We start from the raw sequence: 14610 nt of genomic DNA, 5'->3' as shown, positions 1-14610 counted from the left end.
CGCACCTCTTTTCTCTGTGCTTGTATCCTCCATATGGTATGAAAGCAGGGGGGCGAAGGTCCGGGCGCAAGCGGACGAATCGGCCGGTCCTGCACGTTTCCGCCGCCTTTTTTATAGGATAGAGGCCGCTCTCCATGTCAATCCCGTTATCCCGTCCATATGATAAAAGAAGATGCTTGTTCTCCGCGCAAACGGTGCGGGCTGCAGGGACGCCGGTAAAGAAGGAAACAGAGGCGAAACGGGGGGAAGGCTCTTGAAAATATTGCTCGCGACCTATTGGCCGATTCCCCATATCGGCGGGGTATGGCCGTTCATGCTTCAGCTCAAGAACCGGCTGGAAAACTGGGGGCATCAGGTCGATCTGATGGGAAACGGACCCGACGAACCCAAATATTACATCTACGGAACCGGACAAAAGGTGATGAAAGACGATCTGATGCACATGCTTCAGGCAAAATTAAACCGGAACACGCTGCCGGTCCTCCATCAGGACCCGCTCGTGCGCCGGGTGGAAATGGACCGCTACTGCATGGAATTGGCCGCAGCTTCATTCGGACTTCAGCAGTACGACGTCATCCATGCCCAGGACGTGATTGCCTCGCTCGCATTAAACCGGGTAAGGCCCCCAAGCACCGGTCTGGTGGCGAGCCTTCACGGATCTCTGGCAAGGGAAATCAAAATCTTGTTGGATGAGGACGGCAGACTGGATTCCGAGACGCTGCGGCCGCTTGCGCACCTCTATTACCGCACGCTTGAATATCACGGCGCTATGGCGGCGGAGAAGGCGGTAACGGCCTCCCACTGGCTGAAAAACGTCCTCTCCCGGGAATACGGCGTACCCGCCGGGCATATCGAAGTATCGCCCTACGGATTCGATATGGAGCCGTTCGCGCGCAAGCTCGCCGCCGGCACCCCCCTGGTCCGTCCGGAAGGAAAAAAACTGATTGTGTGCCCGGCGCGTCTGGAAACGATCAAGGGTATTCACTTTCTGATCGGTGCCCTGGCCAACTTGAAACAAAGACGCTCCGACTGGCTCTGCTGGCTGATCGGCGACGGCGACAAACGCGATGAGCTGATCGCTCAGGTGCAGGCTGCCGGTCTTGAGGGCGATGTCCTGTTCCTGGGGCACCGGGAAGACGTGCCGGCCATCCTGGCGCTCTCGGATATCTTCGTGCACCCGAGCGTGCAGGATAACCAGCCCTTTGCCGTCATGGAAGCGCAGACGGCAGGCAAGCCGGCCGTCGTCTCCAATGCGGGCGGGCTGCCGGAAATGGTCGAGCACGGCGAGACGGGGTTTGTCTCTATGGTAGGCGACACCGATACGCTGGCCTACCACCTGGAGCTGCTGCTTGCCGACGACGAACTCCGGCTGAAGATGGGCGAAGCCGCCCGTCTATCGGGCTGTGAGCGCTGGTCCCTGGACCGGATGACGGAGCATTTCGTAAAGGCCTATCTGGAGGCCGGACACAGCCGGGGACGATTTTAGCGGACGCGGGTAATCGCCGATTGTCGCCGACAACGCCGACAAACGCAGAGAACGCCGATAATGCCGACAAACGCCGATAACGGCGATAAATGCCGATAAACGCCAAAAAACCTCGCGTTAAATGTGAGGTTTTTTTGTGTAAGCCGCAGCGCTAGATACAAAAAAGGGCAGACAGGATAGCTTCCTGTCTGCCTTTGCCGCAAAAGATTCCGTTACGGAGCGATAACGAATGCCCCGAAGTGAACGGGTCCGCGAATCGATATACTGCCCAGTCCGCGAACGGCAACGGTCAAGAAATAGGACTGCGAACCGGCCGGAACGACCGAAGCTTGAATCGAATGCTGGAACGAAACCGTCAAGATGTTGTCCGTGATGGTCGTCAGCACGCCTGTACCGATCAGGGCCGAATCGTCCGTCTCGTAAATGACGGTTCCCGTCGGACTGCCTACGCGGATTCTGACCTGCAGAATCGGGAGCAGCGGAGTGGCGAGAAGAAGGTCGGGCTGCCAGCCGATCGTTCCCTCGAAACGGAGAAGATTGGTAGTCGCCGCAGGCGTCAGGTTAATGGTGGCGACTTCGAGCTCGACGCCGCCCAGCAGCGGATTCGTCACCGGAAAAGGCAGGGAACCTCCGCCTATGAGAGCATCATTAGTCTGATAGTCCAAAATGGTAGCCATGGTATGTCATCCCCTTCTGAAAAATTATACTTACAAGATTAGTAAATTCACTTACCGGCTCTTTCGAAATGGACAAGTAGACTGATAAAAACAACCAATTCACGGGAGTCAGTTTTCTTCCAGAACAAATCCCTCGAACACAATCGGGCCTTCGATCAGCGCTTTGCCTCCGGGCGAGCGCACGGTCAGGTAATAAACCGCGATTTCGGCCGCGCCCCCTTCGTCCTCCCCTTCCATCTTGGCTGTCCCCCCGCGGAAGCGCGAATCTTCGCTGCTCTCGACAACGGGTCCGCCCGGATGGTCGCGCCGTATGTTGATTTCCAGCTCACCGATGTCGTAAGTGACGGGGTTGCTCCAGGCGATGCTCACTTTAAAAAGAATCCGGCTGCCCGGCGTAATTCCGTACAAATAGAGGGGGCACAGGAACACTTCCTGATCGCCCGCTTGAAGCGGCAGCGCATGGGTATGCGGATCTATTTCCACCTTCTGATAGTACTTGTACATGACGTTTACCTCCGTGTTCCGGATGCTCGCAGCTCACATCCTTTCTACAGAATATGCCGGGACGCGGCGGGGGATTGGATGTGCGCGTCCATTTTTCCGGGCAAGGACGGGGGTCCACGCTGAACGTCTCCTTCGCGCATTGTATACAAAAGGATGCCAAAAGGAGGGGGTACGATGCGTTTACAGGACTTGGCGGGGAGCTACGACTCCGTATTCAGCCTTGGACAAAACTGCCTGCCGGCGATTCAAATGGAAAAGCACGGCCTACGCTCTTCCGCAGGGGTGCTGGATTGGATGATGTCGGATTCGCTCGCGGACGTGAACCGGCTGCTGGGCAGACGGTTTGACGGATTTATGGAGCTTGCCCATATGAGCGTGGTGGAGCCGGTTACCCTTCAGCCTAATTATCAAGTGAAGGATTCCGCATACGGCGTCATATCCGTCCACGATTTCCCGGTGAACCGCAATTCGCCGGAGCATCTTTTCACCTACGGAGAATTCAAGGAAAAGCTGAACCGCCGGATTAACCGGTTTTTAAAAAAATTAAGCGAGGAAAAGCGTATCCTGTTCATTCGCATGCATGGAACGTACGAGGAGACGGCCGAACTGGAGCAGGTGCTGAACGGGCTTGTGACGCATGAATACAAGATCCTGCTGGTGGAATATGAACAGGTACCGGGCCTGGTCGAACTAGACTGGCCGCTGCCGCATACGTGCGCCGTCCAGGTCCCCTATGCGGATATCTGGAATTTTAACAGCGACCGCTGGTGGGATACTTTTTTTGCCGATATCAGCTTGAAATAAGGCGCGGTAGAAGGGAGAAGGGGCGTCCATGGACTTAAGCGGAATAGCCGGAAAGTACGATTTGATTTACAGCCTGGGAGAGAATTGCACCCCTTCCATTCAGTTGAAAAGAATGAACCTGCGTTCGTATTCGGGTGTATTCGACTGGATGATATCCGAATTGGAAGACATAAGCGGGGTATTGGAAAACAGATTCCAAGGCTTTATGGAGCTCCCCAATCTGAAAGCGATCGGGGTCGATTACGCAGGCGGCAATTTTCTGGTTAAGGATCGAAAATCCCGGATTATTTCAGCGCATGATTTTCCGCAAAATCAAAATCATATTTTCCATCTGGCTTCATATCCGGAATTCAGGAGCAGGCTTGACCGCCGCATCTACCGGACCCTGCATTACCTGACGTACGGCAAACGGCTGCTGTTTGTCCGCACGAACGCGTCTTACGAGGAGGCGCGGGAGCTGGAGCGGGTGCTGAACGGGCTGGTGAATTACGATTACCGGGTATTGGTGATCAATCACAGCAACGCCGACGGCATCACAGACCTGCAGTGGCCCCTCCCCCGGACGTGTGCGGTCGGCTGCTACAGCATCAACCCGGATTGTTGGGATACGCTTTTCAAAGACGTCAGCCTCGGCTAAACCCGGGGACGGGCGGTCCCTAAAGAGCCGTCCGCTCTCCGGGGGTTGTGCCGGCAGTTCGCTGCCGGTTCCGCAAGACGGGTGTCCAGGCTCATTTCAAAAGGCAGGGTCACGCTTACTCCGGCGGAAAAGACAGCCTTTTTTTTGCGCGTCTCCACATCCGCCCTCCCGATCCGGCGACCCGGCCCATACGATATGACAGAAGATGCCGCAGAGAAGAGGACGGAGGTGAGCGGCAGGTGAAGAAGAGACGGAAGACACCGCTTGCGCAAAGCAGGGGCGGAAGAAGCCTGCACACGTACCGCAACGATCCCGCTCCGAAAGTGTCCGTGGTGATTCCGGTCTATAACGAGCGGCGGTCTCTTGCGGCTGTCATAAGGGAAGCGTATCGCGTTCATCCAAGCGTGGAGGTGATAGCCGTAGTGAACGGCTCTACGGACGGTTCCCGCCGCATCGTGGAGAAAATGGGGCCGAGAATGATCGCGTTCGATACGGCGCTCGGCCATGATGTCGGCAGGGCCGTCGGAGCGCGGGCGGCCCGAGGCGATATTGTTCTTTTTACGGATGGGGATATCGTGATTCCCGCCGCAAAGCTCTCGGCTTTCGTCAAAGCCGTGGAGAACGGGGCCGATGTGGCCATGAACACCTACATCGGCCCGGTCAAGCGCGACAGCGTCCACCGCGTTGTCCTTGCCAAGCATGCGCTGACCGCCATGCTGGACCGGCCGGACCTGGCGGGAACGTCGCTGACGACGATTCCACACGCGTTAAGCCGCAGGGCGATAAGCGATATCGGGGCGGAGGCGCTCGCCGTCCCGCCCAAGGCGCTTGCGCTTGCGCTGCGTAAGGGGCTGAACGTCAAGGCCGCGGTATATGCGGCCGTGGGAGCCAAGAATCCCAGGAGGAGAAAAAGCGCCGGAAGCGATCCCGTGGGGGATCTGATCCTAGGCGATCACCTGGAAGCGCTGCATGCCTGGATCGAAGCCGCGGCGTTTTCGGAAGGGGCGGCGGAGCCTCTCCCGACAGAGATAGGGAAGGAGGGAGCGGATGAAGCGGATGACGACTAAGAAGAAGCCGTCCGGCACAGCGAGAGGGCAGAAGCCGCGAAGCCGGATGCGGACCCGCAGCGGAAATCCCGGGAAAACCGGCGCGAAGACAAAGGCGGGAACGTCCCTGAAGGGACGGCGGATTGCCGAGCTTGCGGCAGCCGGACGGAGACTTGGAGGTCTGCTGGCCGCAGGCTTACCGGTCCGGTCCGCTTCCGTAGACGGAGACGAAGCGGGCTCCTGCCGGACGGATGAAGCGGCGGCGCGCAGACAGATGAACGATCTCTGGGCCCGCCACGGCGGAGTGCTGAACGGTCTGAATCCCGCGGGACCGGAATATGCGGCTGCCGCGTCGGCTTTTGCCCAGGGCTATTGCGAGAGAGCGGGGCTGCCGGACAAGGGCTGGTTTCCGTTTCCTTCGGATCAGCGGGTTTCCGCCGTCATTCTTTTACACGGCTCGGGACCGGAAGCCTTCGCTGTGCAGGATTCGCCCTTGCTGAGACTGCTCGGGGAGCTGGAGAGGCTGGCTCTGCACGAGGTTATCCTCGCTTCGCGTGACGAGGCGGTTACCCCGCAGTTGGTTCAATCGTTTGCGGCCCCGCGCCTGGGAGCGGAAGTGAAGCTTGTTGGCGCGGGAGGCGTGTCCGCCGGGACCGTATCCGGGGGCGGAGAAGAAAGACCGGCGGCAGCGGAAGCGGCGGAAGGCGATATCCTGGTGTTCCTGGATGCGTCCGTGTCTTCTGCGGCGGAGGAAATAGCGGCGCTTGCCGGTGCGATCGCCAGAGGGAGCGATGCGGCCTTGTGCGGCATTTCCGCGCAGCTGCCTCTCTTTCACAAGCGCCCGCCCGAAGTCATGGCGAAGCAGTTCGTCAACTACGCGCTGGGCCGCCGGGATTTGCAGGCGGACAGCTTGACCGTGCTGCCCCACGCTCTGTCCCGTCAGGCGGTGACGAAGCTCGGCGCGGAGCTTGCCCATCCCGCCAAAGCGCATGGAGCCGCACTGATCGAAGGCCTCGCGGTTTCTTCCGTGCGGCTTTCCGGCGGGGATACGCGGTCCGCGAGGGGCGTCCGGCCTTTCGCCTGGCTGGACCGGAGCCGGGCGTCCGATCACCTGGAAGCGCTCGGGCTCGCCATGGAAAGGCTCGGTCCGAGGCTTTTCTATCCGGACAACTGGCGCCGCCGGGGTTACGCTGCGGGTGCGGACTCTCCGGGTATAGCGGAGGAGCCGACCGTTTCGGGAGATTTTTCACGGGAAAGCATCTGAGCGGGAATTAAGGAAGCGGGGTCCGCCGAGTCCGGTCCGACTGCAAGCGCCGTCGCTTGTCCGCGGACACCGGCGGTTCTCCGTGCATATACTTTTGAATAAAGAAATCCGGACGTTACAGGAAAGGAGGTACGGGATGGAGCGCGAAAAAGACACGCTGGTGCGGCATATTTCCAGATCCCATCTGGAGCTCGCCAAAATTCTTCATTATAAAAGCGAGGTAGCCGCGCATATGGCGGGATTGATCGGTCAAATTCCGGATAAGAACCCGGCGTTTGCGGATATCGAAACGCTTATGAACCAATCGGTTAACGTCACACGGAATGTGACGAGTTACTTGTCCTCGCTCGCGGATCTGGAGGAAGCGCTGGCGACCAACCTCGGGCTCGCCGTGAAGGAATTGGAAAGCCGCGAAGAGCACGAATAGCCTCCGGAAGACGGGAGCCGTAAGCTGAAAGACGGACGTCGGAAGGATGCCGAAAGCCGAAGCGGGAAGAGGCGGAGGACGGATACGGCAGAGTACGCAAGGCATGAAAAAGAAAGGCGGGCGGAGCTTGTGAGCAGGGAAGTCTCCTATGTACGGATTCTCCAGTCCGTGGCGCAAATGCAGGTGAGCATCGCGTCCATACTGGAAGCGAAGGCGGCGGAAGCCGAGAAATCGAAAGCGTGGATATGCAGTCATCTGACGGCGCAGCAGTTTGCCACGCATCAGGATCAGGTGCAGCAGCCGCTGGAAGTTCACGACGGTTTGATCGAGCTGATCGAGGCGATGACGAGAATGGAACAGTCGCTTGGCAAGCATCTGCAAATTGTAATCGGGGAACAGGAAAATCAGGGCGGTGGTATGGGCGATTACTCCGATTTACTCGGAGGCGGAAACAAATGAACCCGCGCCTGACGGAGGATGCCTGGAAGCTCGAGATGCTGCAGGCTCTGGCCCGCAGCCAGCGGGCGATGATGCGCGTAACCGAGGCGGCCGCCGCACTGCCGGTAGCCGCTGTGCCGGACGCGGGCTCCTCTTGCGGAGAATCGGGTACGGCGGGCGTCAATCAGCCCGCCGATCTGCTGCTTCCGCCGGAGGAGTTTCCCGGCGGCCGGCGGCCCGATTCCGCGGCCAGCGGGCTTCTTCAGACGCTGGCCGCCTATCATTTCGTGCTGCAGCGCAAAATCGACCTGCTGCTGCAGCCGCGCCGCCGCCGGTCGAAGACCGCCGCGAAGCCGTGGCTGAACACGCGGCAGCGGGTCCGTTCGGGCACGCGGGCGCTTGTCTGCCCCGGCGGGGAAGAGCCCGGGGGAAACGCTGAAGGAGCGGCGGCTTCCGCGCCGGCCGGTTGAGCCCGGCGGTAGCGGGATCCGCCGCTTGCGTCGGCATATGCGCGCCGGTGTGAGCGGGAAAGCGGGGGCGGAAGCTGGAGCGGGAGCAGGCGGATGCGCAAGCAAAAGCGCTAGAGCATGAGCTGGTGCGGAAGCGGGCGCTGCGCCGATCTGGCGGCAGATGAGAATGCAGAAGGGGCAGATGCGGCAGGCAGCGGGTTTCTCATCCCCAGCGCACGAGCAGTCCGCCATGTACCAGTCCGCCGCCGAAGCCATAAAGAAGCAGCAGATCGCCCGGTTTGATTTTGCCTTCTTTCAACCCCATATGGAGCGACAGCGGAATGGTGGCCGCCGAGGTATTGCCGTAATACTCCAGGCTGTACAGCGTTTTCTCGACAGGGAAATCCATGCGCTCGCAGACGGATTCGATAATGCGCAGATTAGCGCTGTGCGGGATAAACCAGTCTACCTCGGACATCGCCATACCGGCCGAATCCAGCAGTGCGCTTACCCCCTTGGGGACCGTGCCGGCGGCGAATTTGTACACTTCCCGGCCGTTTTGGACAAGCTTCCCGGCACCTTCCAAGATCTTCTCCCCGAGACGGTCCGCCAGTCCGGACCGGTACAAATGCACGCCGCCCGTACCGTCCGATCCCAGATGGTGCCCAAGGAAAGCGCCGGGAGCCCCGCCCTCCGCAGCCTCAACGAGAGCGGCCCCCGCACCGTCGCCGAGCAGAATGCACGTGGTACGGTCCGTATAGTCGGTAATGGCCGACATGTGATCGGCGCCGAGCACGAGAATTTTGCGGTGCAGGCCCGCCGTAATAAAAGCGTTCGCCGTATGAAGCGCGTAAACGAAGCCCGCGCAGGTCGCGTTCAGGTCGAGAGCGCCCGTCGACGGGATGCCGAAATGCGCCTGTACGAGACAGGATACCGTAGGGAAAGGAAGATCCGGCGTGTTGGTCGCCGTCAGGATCAGATCCACATCCTCCAGAGAAACCCCATATTCGGCGATCATGTTATCGATGGCGGAGATGCACATGTGACTCGTATATTCTCCGGGAGCGGCAATCCGTCTTTCCCGCATGCCGGTTCTCTGGACGATCCATTCGTCGTTCGTTTCTACCAGGCGCTCCAAGTCGGAGTTCGTCAATCTTTTCTCGGGAACATAGCTGCCGACCGCGGAAATTCGTGCTTTCGAGTTCATCCGATCACCTCATCAAAATATAGTAGTTGATATTAGTACCAGGTACTAAAATTAATGTACACTAAAAAAGACCCCTCTGTCAATCGGCTAACTTCCCGTGAAATTTCTATTTCAAATGCGGACGGATTCGTTTATTACCCGGCAAAAAGTTTTTTTCCGATTTCTTGCCAAACTTTGTCCGGGTGGGATATGATTATTTTTTTAACATACCTTAAGACTGTAAAGATTTGTTTATAGTCGAGCCCGACAAGGAGTCTTGTTCCGATGAAATTGTTTTTTTCTACGATTCAGTGGCTGGCCTTTATTCTGGCCGGGAGCCTGGTCGCTCCGCTTGCCGTAGGCAATGCGCTGCACCTGCCGCCCGCGGATATCGCGACGTTTATGCAGCGGACTTTTCTGCTGATCGGCGTCTCCGCCCTGCTGCAAACGCTTTTTGGCCACAAACTGCCGATGATGGAAGGCCCCGCCGGCCTGTGGTGGGGTATTTTCGTTGTGTACGCGGGCCTGATCTCTTCGGGTGCCCTGGCGCTCGCGGACGGTCTTCGCCAGCTTGAAATGGGCATGCTTCTGACGGGGGCGCTGTTCCTGCTGCTCGGTGCCTTGGGGTGGATCGGAAAAATCCGCAAGCTGTTCACGCCTCTCGTTACAGGCACGTACCTGCTAATTCTGGTCGCCCAGCTCAGCGGCTCTTTTATGAAAGGACTGCTTGGAATCGGCTATCTGCAGGATGCCGTGGATTCTCGGGTTGCCCTGCCGGCTTTCGCCGTGCTTCTGCTTTCGATGCTCCTACCGCGGACCCGCAGCCGGTTTCTCCGGAATTACTCGATTCTGCTTTCGCTGCTGACGGGGTGGGTCCTGTTTATGCTGCTGGGTATCGCGCCGGACGTACCGGCTTCGGATGCGGCGTTCGCCCTGCCGGGAATTTTCGAGTGGGGACTTCCCCAGTGGGATGCGGGCATTCTGCCGACGTCCGTCCTGATCGGTCTGCTGCTGCTCGCGAACCTCATTGCAAGCATTCAGGTCGTGGAAAAAGTATCCGGCGACAAAAACGCGGCCGCAGCCCCCGTGAACTACAACCGCACCAGCCTGATGATGGGCGTCTCGACGGCGCTCGGAGGCTTGTTTTCCGCGATGGGCTGCGTGCCGATTTCCGGAACCGCGGGTTTCATCCTGACGACGGGGCTGGTTCAGCGGCTGCCGTTTGTGCTGGCCTCCGCCGGCATGGTGCTGATCAGCCTGTTCCCGCCGGTCACGGCCATTTTCACTTCCCTTCCGATGCCGGTAGGCTATGCGGTCATCTTCGTGCCGTTCGCTTCGATGATCGGCCTCGCGCTGCGCGAATATCATTCGCTCAAGGGCGGCGACCGCGATTATTTTATTATCGGGGTGTCGCTTATGATCGGCATCGGCAGCTTGTTCGTCCCCGCTTCGGCGATTGCCCAGCTTCCGGGTCTGATCCGCACAGTAGCCAACAACGGGCTTGTGCTGGGTATGCTCGTCTGTATCGTCCTGGAGCAGTTTTTTCTTTACCGGGAACGTTCCGCACGTAAAAAAGACGCCACCGCGATGTAAGCCGTGCGTATGTAAAAAAGCCTCTGACAGGCCGATGCGTTGTATGCGCATCTCCTTTGTCAGAGGCTTTTTTGCTTGCCGCGCGTCAACGGCTGCGGCTCGCGCGGCCGCCCGCCTGCGCACCATCGTCCAGCCTGCGTACCATCGCCGACGCGAGAGCCGCAGGCATGTCGCCCGGGAGTGTCTGCCGCGGCGGCGCGGTCCTGCGCCGCCCGCTTGCGCCGCTGTCGCGGCCCCGCGGAGCCAGGCGCGCAGCTCCCGCCGGCTGGCGTGCAGCAGGCGGGCGACTCCAGCGCACCGCTCAGCCGCGGCAGCCGCTCCTACAGCGTCACCGTTACGGCCGTCCCCCGTCCCGGCTCGCTTTCCGCCGCAATGGAGCCGCCGAGCCGCAAAGCCAGCTGCCTGGCGATCGCCATGCCGAGGCCAGTCCCGCGGGTGGTGCCTTCCGTGTTCGTCCCGCGATAATAGCGGTCGAACAGCTTACCCAGGGTCTGCTTATCCATGCCGACTCCGTTATCTTCGACCCGAAGGGTGAAACCCCTTGGCGAGGAAGCGGCTCCCTCCGGCGCTTCCTGAAGGATTACCCGGATCTGCGTGGACGAAGGGTTATGGCGGACGGCATTGGCCACGAGGTTGTCTAGGATGCGACGGAGCGCCTGCCGGTCAACGGAACGGACAAGCGCTTCTTTTTCCGGCTCGAACGACACGTTGGCGTGGGCGAACTCCGCATCGTTCACAACCCCCAGAATGCAGCGGCGCACGAATTCGTTGAGTTCGGTTTGTTCCGCGGCCTGGGGCCTCTCGCCGTTGCTGAGACGGAAAGTCAGACTGAGATCGCCGATCAGCTCATCCATAAAATCCGCCTTATCTTTGATGATAGCCGCAAATTCCCGGATTTCCCGTTCCGTCCACGTGTAGTGGGGCGTTTCGAGCATATGGGCATACCCCTTGATGGAAGCCAGAGGTGTCTTTAAATCGTGCGAGATGCCGGAGATCCACTCGTCCCGCGTCCGCTCCAGATGCTCGCGGGCTTCCTCGGCGGAGCTTAAAGCGCCGGACAGATGCTCCATTGACTGCATCACATCGCCGTAAAGGCGGTAGCGCCGCTTCAGGCGCCCGTCCCTGCGCCGGCTCCCCGATCTCCCTTTCGCCGCGCCCGGCTCCGTATATTCTCCCCGGCTGAGCCGGTGCAGCCAAGCGAGGATATGCACGATCGGCGTGCCGAAGCGGTGACCGTACCAGAACGCCGCTCCGACGAGCAGCACAAGCAGCCCGGCGGCCAGGCCGACGAATGCCGTGAGCATGACCTGCGCTTCCGTAGCCGGGAAGACGTTCTGCTCCGCGCCGCGCGCGGGGGCATGGACGATCCAGGTGCGGCCGTCCTCCAGGCTGCGAGAAGCGGAGGCGAACCCGTAACGCTCGCTGTATTGGCGGCGGAGCGCGAGATCCTGCAGCGTATAGACCGCGGGGATCGAATCCGGCCGGTTGTACGAAGCGAGCTCCTTGCCGCTGCGGTCGAGAAGCTGGAGAACGGCGCCGGATCGGTCCAGCCGCTCCCGGATGGAAGCGGGTATCTCCGGCTGCTTGTCTCCGGGCGGACCTGCGGCGAGAATCTCGTCCAGCAGAACGTTTTCGGTGCTGCGTTTTCCGTAGAGCAGCGTATAGGTCCGGCCGTCTTTTTCTTCGATCCAGAGAAAAAGAGAATAAGGGAACGGCTTATTCCCCGTCCAGTAATCGATAAATTGCCCGGGCTCGTACTGTGCCGGAACGTCGGCAGGCGTCCCGTAGGACTGGATAACCGCCCCGGTTTCGTCCACCGCCTGCAGCCAGCCGCCGAACCGGAGCGTTTTGTCCAGCAGAGCCTCGTCGAAGATCAGCTTCCCGTTCTCTGTCCGGACCGATTGGACGAGCATGGACATGCCGGCTTTGCTGAAATCACGGTTCATTTCGAGCTTCGCCATGCCGGTGAGCATGTAGGCGACGGCTCCGCCGATCAGCAGCAGAATAAAACCGCTCACAGTGACAAGCTGGATGACAAAACGGAGAATCAGCCGTTTTCGGACCGTCACGGTACGCGTACCTCCTGCGGGGCCGCCGGGCGTACAAGCTTGTAGCCGAGTCCGCGCACAGTCACGAGAAAGCGGGGATCGCCGGGATTTTCCTCGATTCTTTCGCGTATGCGGTGAATATGCACCATCACGGTATTGTCGTCCCCGTAGCTGTCCGTTCCCCATACCTGCTCATACAGCTGCTGCTTGCTGAATATCCGGTTCGGATGACGGCACAGAAACACTAGCAGTTGGAACACGAGCGCAGGACACGGCAGGCTTTGACCCTGCACCCGGAGTTCCCCGGCCTGCACGTGAACTTGGAAACGTCCGTAGTCATAGTGTTCGGGAGTTTCTTCCGCCGACGAATAGGCAGCTCCCGGACCCCCGGCTTCCGGCGCGGTTCGGACATTTCGTCTCAAGCGGGCTTTGACGCGTGCCGCTACTTCCAGAGGGTTGAACGGCTTCGTCACATAATCGTCTCCCCCCAGGGCGAAACCGGTCAGTTTATCGAGATCCGAGCCCCTGGCGGTCAGAAAAAGAATCGGCGCATCCGTTTCGGCCCGCAGCAGCGGGCAAATATCGAAACCGCTTTTTCCGGGGAGCATGACATCCAGAACAATCAGATCATAAGTCTGCCGCTTGCAGGCCTCCAGAGCCTCCTCAGCGGTTGAGACGGTATTAATCCGCGTAAAACCTTCTTTGGCAAGAACTTTCTCCAGCATATGCAAGAGAGCCGGTTCGTCGTCGACGATCAACAGCCGGGCTTCTTTCATACAAAACCGCTCCTTTATTCCATTCTTGTTCCCATCATATCACGATCGGGTGAACCCGTCTGAAACAACACCTTAACGGAACCTTAACGAAAGAGGAAGAGGAAGGCTTTGAAAATAAGCTTCCGGTAATGCGGCATTTCGGCTGAGGTAATGTCCGCATGGTACGCTAAACGTGCCGGAGCAGACAGACGAGACAGAGGCTCCGCGTTCTTAAAAAAATCGTAAAGGAGAGGGAGAAATGAAACGAACAACGACGATCTGGGGGATGGCAGCGGTACTGCTGCTGCTTCCGGGACTTGCGGGCTGCGGCAGGACGGAGCCTTCCTCAGCCGTTTCACCTGCGCCCCCGGCAGCTTCGCCGGATGCGGAGAAAGAGGCGAAGTTTGAGCCGGAGAACCTTGCGGCCCTATTTTTGCAGGGGAAAATCAAAGAGATTTACAGCCGCTTCAGCCCTGAATTCAAGAAAGACGTGAGTCTGGAGCAGTTAAGCGAACTGGCAGGGGGCTTCAATAAAGACGTACGCGCGTATAAGCTGCAGAGCAAATTGCCTCTCGGGGAGGGGGATCGTTACGTATGGACGGACGAGTCCGGGCAAAAAGGGCTGACGGCCGCTATCGACGGCAAGGGGATCATCCGGGGGCTTCAATTCGTGCCTCTCAAGACGTATCCGGCTTCGGACGAAGCATTCAGCCGCACGGAATTTTCTCTTCCTTTCCGGGGGGAGTGGACCGTGTTCTGGGGCGGAACGAACGTGCTTCTGAATTATCATTACGAGCATGAATCCCAGCGGTACGCCTACGACCTTGTGCAAATCAAGGGAACTTCCAGCTACACGGGCGATCCGGGCAAGCTGGAGAGTTACTACGCGTACAACCAGGAAGTGATCGCTCCGGCTCCCGGAATCGTGAAGGCGGTGGAGAACGGCAATCCGGATAACGAAATCGGCAAGACCGACGAGAACAATCCCGCCGGCAATCACGTGGTCATCGATCACGGGAACGGAGAGTACAGCTTTCTGGCCCATTTCAAAAAAGGCACGATCACGGTAAAACCCGGGGACAAAATCGAACGGGGCCAGCTGCTCGGGCGTGTCGGGAACTCGGGCAATACGAGCGAGCCCCACATCCATTTTCACGTTGCGGACGGGGCGGATTTGTCCGCGTCGAAGTCGGTCCGCATCCGTTTCGAGGGGGGAGCCGCGCCCAAGCAGGGCGACGTCATAAAGGGAGTCCGTTAAGAGCCGGATGTCCTCCATTCTTTTTGTCGAAAGCCGCT

General features: G+C 59.3%; 15 protein-coding genes. 10 read left to right on the top strand and 5 right to left on the bottom strand.

The genetic code is table 11. The features are described 5' to 3' along the window. Nucleotides 1-253: 253 nt before the first annotated feature. Nucleotides 254-1486 carry a glycosyltransferase family 4 protein gene (locus HMPREF1207_RS06965; protein WP_016423535.1) on the top strand — a complete coding sequence of 411 codons (1233 nt, stop codon included), beginning with the start codon at nucleotides 254-256 and terminating at the stop codon, nucleotides 1484-1486. Nucleotides 1487-1698: 212 nt separating this feature from the next. Here the strand turns inward: HMPREF1207_RS06965 and HMPREF1207_RS06960 are convergent, their stop codons facing one another. Beyond that, complete coding sequence (locus HMPREF1207_RS06960) at nucleotides 1699-2163, bottom strand: hypothetical protein (protein WP_009676954.1); 465 nt, start codon at nucleotides 2161-2163, stop codon at nucleotides 1699-1701. Between the two features lie 108 nt (nucleotides 2164-2271). Then, nucleotides 2272-2667 carry a hypothetical protein gene (locus tag HMPREF1207_RS06955; RefSeq protein WP_009676962.1) on the bottom strand — a complete coding sequence of 132 codons (396 nt, stop codon included), beginning with the start codon at nucleotides 2665-2667 and terminating at the stop codon, nucleotides 2272-2274. A 174-nt stretch (nucleotides 2668-2841) separates the two neighbouring features. On the opposite strand from HMPREF1207_RS06955, the gene HMPREF1207_RS06950 reads away from it, so the two are divergent. The 7 genes from HMPREF1207_RS06950 to HMPREF1207_RS06920 all read left to right on the top strand — a co-directional run bounded on the left by HMPREF1207_RS06950 (nucleotide 2842) and on the right by HMPREF1207_RS06920 (nucleotide 7753). Next, nucleotides 2842-3471 carry a DUF1796 family putative cysteine peptidase gene (locus HMPREF1207_RS06950; RefSeq protein WP_009676944.1) on the top strand — a complete coding sequence of 210 codons (630 nt, stop codon included), beginning with the start codon at nucleotides 2842-2844 and terminating at the stop codon, nucleotides 3469-3471. A 28-nt stretch (nucleotides 3472-3499) separates the two neighbouring features. Continuing rightward, complete coding sequence (locus HMPREF1207_RS06945) at nucleotides 3500-4108, top strand: DUF1796 family putative cysteine peptidase (protein WP_009676965.1); 609 nt, start codon at nucleotides 3500-3502, stop codon at nucleotides 4106-4108. 239 nt (nucleotides 4109-4347) lie between these two features. After that, nucleotides 4348-5175, top strand: a complete 828-nt coding sequence (locus HMPREF1207_RS06940; protein WP_009676961.1) for a glycosyltransferase family 2 protein — start codon at nucleotides 4348-4350, stop codon at nucleotides 5173-5175. Beyond that, a complete protein-coding gene (locus HMPREF1207_RS06935; protein ID WP_009676942.1) occupies nucleotides 5156-6418 on the top strand; it encodes a hypothetical protein in 1263 nt (420 codons plus the stop codon). The genes HMPREF1207_RS06940 and HMPREF1207_RS06935 overlap by 20 nt, the downstream gene beginning before the upstream one ends. Before the next feature lie 136 nt (nucleotides 6419-6554). Continuing rightward, a complete protein-coding gene (locus tag HMPREF1207_RS06930; RefSeq protein WP_009676955.1) occupies nucleotides 6555-6845 on the top strand; it encodes a hypothetical protein in 291 nt (96 codons plus the stop codon). 129 nt (nucleotides 6846-6974) lie between these two features. Then, a complete protein-coding gene (locus tag HMPREF1207_RS06925; protein WP_009676935.1) occupies nucleotides 6975-7304 on the top strand; it encodes a hypothetical protein in 330 nt (109 codons plus the stop codon). Beyond that, on the top strand, nucleotides 7301-7753 hold the full coding sequence (locus HMPREF1207_RS06920) for a hypothetical protein (RefSeq protein ID WP_009676956.1): 453 nt from the start codon (nucleotides 7301-7303) through the stop codon (nucleotides 7751-7753). Before HMPREF1207_RS06925 ends, HMPREF1207_RS06920 begins: the two co-directional genes overlap by 4 nt. Before the next feature lie 202 nt (nucleotides 7754-7955). Here the strand turns inward: HMPREF1207_RS06920 and HMPREF1207_RS06915 are convergent, their stop codons facing one another. After that, nucleotides 7956-8939: a ketoacyl-ACP synthase III gene (locus HMPREF1207_RS06915; RefSeq protein WP_009676964.1), complete on the bottom strand. Its 984-nt coding sequence runs from the start codon at nucleotides 8937-8939 to the stop codon at nucleotides 7956-7958. A gap of 264 nt (nucleotides 8940-9203) precedes the next feature. On the opposite strand from HMPREF1207_RS06915, the gene HMPREF1207_RS06910 reads away from it, so the two are divergent. Beyond that, nucleotides 9204-10511 (top strand): purine/pyrimidine permease, encoded by a 1308-nt coding sequence (locus tag HMPREF1207_RS06910; protein ID WP_009676959.1) that lies wholly within the window; start codon nucleotides 9204-9206, stop codon nucleotides 10509-10511. A 320-nt stretch (nucleotides 10512-10831) separates the two neighbouring features. Here the strand turns inward: HMPREF1207_RS06910 and HMPREF1207_RS06905 are convergent, their stop codons facing one another. Together HMPREF1207_RS06905 and HMPREF1207_RS06900 are read right to left on the bottom strand one after the other, a co-directional pair. Further along, entirely contained in the window at nucleotides 10832-12580 is a 1749-nt protein-coding gene (locus tag HMPREF1207_RS06905; protein WP_009676951.1) for a sensor histidine kinase, read from the bottom strand. Further along, complete coding sequence (locus HMPREF1207_RS06900; RefSeq protein ID WP_009676945.1) at nucleotides 12577-13335, bottom strand: response regulator transcription factor; 759 nt, start codon at nucleotides 13333-13335, stop codon at nucleotides 12577-12579. The genes HMPREF1207_RS06905 and HMPREF1207_RS06900 overlap by 4 nt, the downstream gene beginning before the upstream one ends. A gap of 238 nt (nucleotides 13336-13573) precedes the next feature. Between HMPREF1207_RS06900 and HMPREF1207_RS06895 the strand changes: the two genes are divergently transcribed. Further along, nucleotides 13574-14572, top strand: a complete 999-nt coding sequence (locus tag HMPREF1207_RS06895) for a M23 family metallopeptidase (protein ID WP_009675443.1) — start codon at nucleotides 13574-13576, stop codon at nucleotides 14570-14572. The last annotated feature ends 38 nt before the right edge of the window (nucleotides 14573-14610 follow it).

This window comes from Paenibacillus sp. HGH0039, from assembly GCF_000411255.1.
Lineage (GTDB): Bacteria > Bacillota > Bacilli > Paenibacillales > NBRC-103111 > Paenibacillus_F.
Note: the sequence above shows the minus strand (reverse complement) of the source record. Positions and strands in the feature narration are given on the sequence as shown.

Coding starts and splice junctions, on each gene's coding strand:
- HMPREF1207_RS06960 (WP_009676954.1), bottom strand. CDS start 2,163: ATGGCTACCATTTTGGACTATCAGACTAATGATGCTCTCATAGGCGGA.
- HMPREF1207_RS06955 (WP_009676962.1), bottom strand. CDS start 2,667: ATGTACAAGTACTATCAGAAGGTGGAAATAGATCCGCATACCCATGCG.
- HMPREF1207_RS06950 (WP_009676944.1), top strand. CDS start 2,842: ATGCGTTTACAGGACTTGGCGGGGAGCTACGACTCCGTATTCAGCCTT.
- HMPREF1207_RS06945 (WP_009676965.1), top strand. CDS start 3,500: ATGGACTTAAGCGGAATAGCCGGAAAGTACGATTTGATTTACAGCCTG.
- HMPREF1207_RS06935 (WP_009676942.1), top strand. CDS start 5,156: ATGAAGCGGATGACGACTAAGAAGAAGCCGTCCGGCACAGCGAGAGGG.
- HMPREF1207_RS06930 (WP_009676955.1), top strand. CDS start 6,555: ATGGAGCGCGAAAAAGACACGCTGGTGCGGCATATTTCCAGATCCCAT.
- HMPREF1207_RS06920 (WP_009676956.1), top strand. CDS start 7,301: ATGAACCCGCGCCTGACGGAGGATGCCTGGAAGCTCGAGATGCTGCAG.
- HMPREF1207_RS06915 (WP_009676964.1), bottom strand. CDS start 8,939: ATGAACTCGAAAGCACGAATTTCCGCGGTCGGCAGCTATGTTCCCGAG.
- HMPREF1207_RS06910 (WP_009676959.1), top strand. CDS start 9,204: ATGAAATTGTTTTTTTCTACGATTCAGTGGCTGGCCTTTATTCTGGCC.
- HMPREF1207_RS06900 (WP_009676945.1), bottom strand. CDS start 13,335: ATGAAAGAAGCCCGGCTGTTGATCGTCGACGACGAACCGGCTCTCTTG.
- HMPREF1207_RS06895 (WP_009675443.1), top strand. CDS start 13,574: ATGAAACGAACAACGACGATCTGGGGGATGGCAGCGGTACTGCTGCTG.